This is a genomic window from Streptomyces sp. NPDC029152 (genome assembly GCF_055564355.1).
The window spans coordinates 1-3091 of record NZ_JBVHWR010000058.1 but is presented as its reverse complement, the minus strand read 5'-3'; the positions used below and the strand labels follow the sequence as shown (position 1 = coordinate 3091).

General features: G+C 71.8%; 2 protein-coding genes. Both read left to right on the top strand.

Features of this window, described 5'->3' with window-relative positions; translation table 11 throughout:
- A partial coding sequence (locus ACZ4V6_RS36460) for a beta-ketoacyl reductase (protein WP_467835561.1) occupies window positions 1-2087 on the top strand: 2087 nt, incomplete at its 5' end.
- 60 nt (window positions 2088-2147) lie between these two features.
- On the top strand, window positions 2148-3091 hold a 944-nt coding region (locus ACZ4V6_RS36455; protein WP_467835558.1), incomplete at its 3' end, for a beta-ketoacyl synthase N-terminal-like domain-containing protein.

The window sequence follows — 3091 nt, the reverse complement described above, 5'->3', positions numbered from 1 at the left end:
ACGTCCACGGCCACCCGGTCCACTGGGCCGCCCTGTTCCCACCGGCCCGTACCGTCGACCTGCCCACCTACCCCTTCCAACACCAGCACTACTGGCTCGACGTACCTCCCCTGTTCACCGCTTCTTCGTCGGCGCAGGACGACGGCTGGCGGTACCGCGTCGACTGGCGGCGCCTTGACGCGAGGGAGCCCGGCGCCCGGCTCTCGGGCCGCTGGCTGCTGCTGGTGCCCGAGTCGGACGAGCCGGTGCCCTGGGCCGAGGCCGCCGAGAAGATGCTGGCCGAGCGGGCACGCGAGGTCGTCGGGGCGCGGATCGTGGTCACGGCGGAGCGGGCCGTGATGGCCGAGGCCGTGCGGGAGGCTGTCGGCGATGGGCAGATCGACGGCGTGCTCAGCCTGCTGGCTCTCGACGAACGCCCGCATCCCGCTGCGCGGGTGGTGCCGGCCGGGCTGGTCGCCGCGTCGCAGACCGTGCAGGTCTGCGACGAACTCGGCATCGGCCCGCTGTGGATCGCCACCCGGCAGGCCGTCTCCGTCAACCGGTCCGACGCACCCGCCGACCCCGCGCAGGCCGCCGTATGGGGACTGGGCCGGGTCGCCGCACTGGAGAAGCCCCAGCTGTGGGGCGGTCTGGTCGACCTGCCCGCAGAAGCCGACGAACGGATGCGCGACCTGGTCGCCCGAGCCCTCACCGCTCCGGACGCCGAGGACCAGCTGGCCGTCCGGGCTGGCGGTGTCTCCGTCCGCCGCCTGGTGCGCTCCACAGCGCTGGCCGCCGCCGAGGACTGGCAGCCGAGCGGGACCGTGCTGGTGACCGGCGGCACCGGCGGCGTCGGAGCCAACGTGGCGCGGTGGCTGGTCACCCAGGACATCCAGCATCTGTTGCTGGTCAGCCGGCGCGGCCCGGACGCACCCGGCGCCGCCGAGCTGCTGTCCGAACTGGGTGCCTCCGGGGTCCCCGTGTCCATCGAGACCTGCGACGTCACCAACGCCGAGGCGGTACGACGCCTGGTCGCAGCTGTGCCCGCCGAGCGGCCACTGAGCACGGTGATCCACGCGGCGGGCGTCCTGGACGACTGCCTGATCGACGTCCTGACCCCGGAGCGCCTCGCCGCCGCACTGGAGGCCAAGGCTCAGGGGGCGCTGCATCTCCACGAGGCGGCCAGGGACGCCCACCTGGTGCTCTTCTCCTCGCTGGCCGGAACCGTCGGCACCAAGGGGCAGGGCAACTACGCCGCCGCCAACGCCTACCTCGACGCCCTGGCCGAACGGCGCCATGCCGACAACCTGCCCGCCACCTCCGTGGTCTGGGGCGCCTGGCAGGGCGAAGGCATGGTGGCCGACGCCGCCGTCGCCCACCGCACGCACCGCTACGGCCTGCCGCTCATGAACCCCGGCCGGGCCATCGCCGCCCTGCGGCAGGTCATGGCCGAGCAGGTGGCCACCCAGGTGGTGGCGGACATCGACTGGCAACGGTTCGCCGCCGACTTCACCGCGACGCGCCCCAGCCGGCTCATCGCCGACCTGCCCGAGGTGCGCGCCCTCGCCGAGCTGCGCCAGGACGGCCGGGACGGCGACCTGGCGAGCGCCCTGGCCTCCCTGCCCGAACCCGATCGCCGTCGGGCCCTGCTGGACCTCGTGCAGGAGTTGGTCACCGGCGTGCTGGGTCACGCGTCACGAGCGACGATCGGTCCGGACAGCTCCTTCCACGCCATCGGCTTCGATTCGCTCACCGCCGTGGAACTGCGCAACCTGCTAGCCGTACGCATCGGACTCAAGCTGCCCGCCACCCTCGTCTACGACCACCCCACCCTGGCGGCCCTCGCCGACCACCTGCACGGGCAACTGGCCGTCGACGACGAGCCCGGGGCCGATACCGCGGAGACCCTGCTCGCCGAACTCGACGCGCTTGCCACAAGGCTCGCGTCCGCCGAGCTGAACGCGGACGAGCGCACCCGCATCGGGCACCGACTCAAGGAGCTGCAGTCCTCCTACGCGCCTAGGGCGGGATCCTCGCGCGACCTGGCGTCCGCCTCCCGCACCGAAGTACTCGACTTCCTCACCAACGAACTCGGAATCTCCCGCTGACCAGTTGACCACCCACGACGACCCTCCATCTCGCCTGACGCACCGGGAGCTGACCACCACATGCCCAGCGACGAAGAACTCCTCGACTACCTGAAGCAGACCGCCGCGAACCTCCAGGAGGCGCAGCAGCGGGTGCGTGAGTTGGAAGAGAGCGAGCGCGAGCCGATCGCGATCGTGGGGATGAGCTGTCGTCTGCCTGGTGGGGTGGGGAGTCCGGAGGAGTTCTGGGCGCTGTTGGAGGAGGGCGTGGATGCCGTCTCGGGGTTCCCGCAGGACCGGGGCTGGGACGTGGAGCGGTTGTACGATCCCGACCCGGATGCTCCCGGGAGGTCGTATGTCCGTGAGGGCGGTTTCCTGGAGGGGGCGGGGGAGTTCGATGCGGGCTTCTTCGGTATCTCGCCGCGTGAGGCGTTGGCGATGGATCCGCAGCAGCGGTTGCTGCTGGAGTGTTCGTGGGAGGCGATCGAGCGGTCCCGGATCGATCCGAAGTCCCTGCACGGCAGCCGCGCCGGCGTCTTCGTCGGCTCCAATGGCCAGGACTACGGCACGCTTCTGCTGCGTGCCGACGACCGGTCCCAGAGCTACCTGGCCACCGGCGCCTCCGCAAGCGTGATGTCCGGGCGCGTGTCGTACACGCTGGGCCTGGAGGGCCCCGCGATCACGATCAGTACGGCGTGCTCGTCGTCCCTGGTCGCCATCCACCTGGCGGCCGGGGCCCTGCGGTCCGGCGAGTGCGACCTGGCCCTCGCCGGCGGCGTGACCATCATGCCGACGACCCGCCTGTTCGAGGTCTTCTCCCGGCAGCGGGGGCTCGCCCTCGACGGCCGCTGCAAGGCCTTCGCCGCTTCGGCCGACGGCACCGGCTGGGGCGAGGGAATCGGGATCCTGGTGTTGGAGCGGTTGTCGGTGGCCCGGCGTAATGGGCATCGGGTGTTGGCGGTGGTGCGGGGTTCTGCGGTGAATCAGGACGGTGCGTCGAATGGTCTGACGGCGCCGAATGGTCC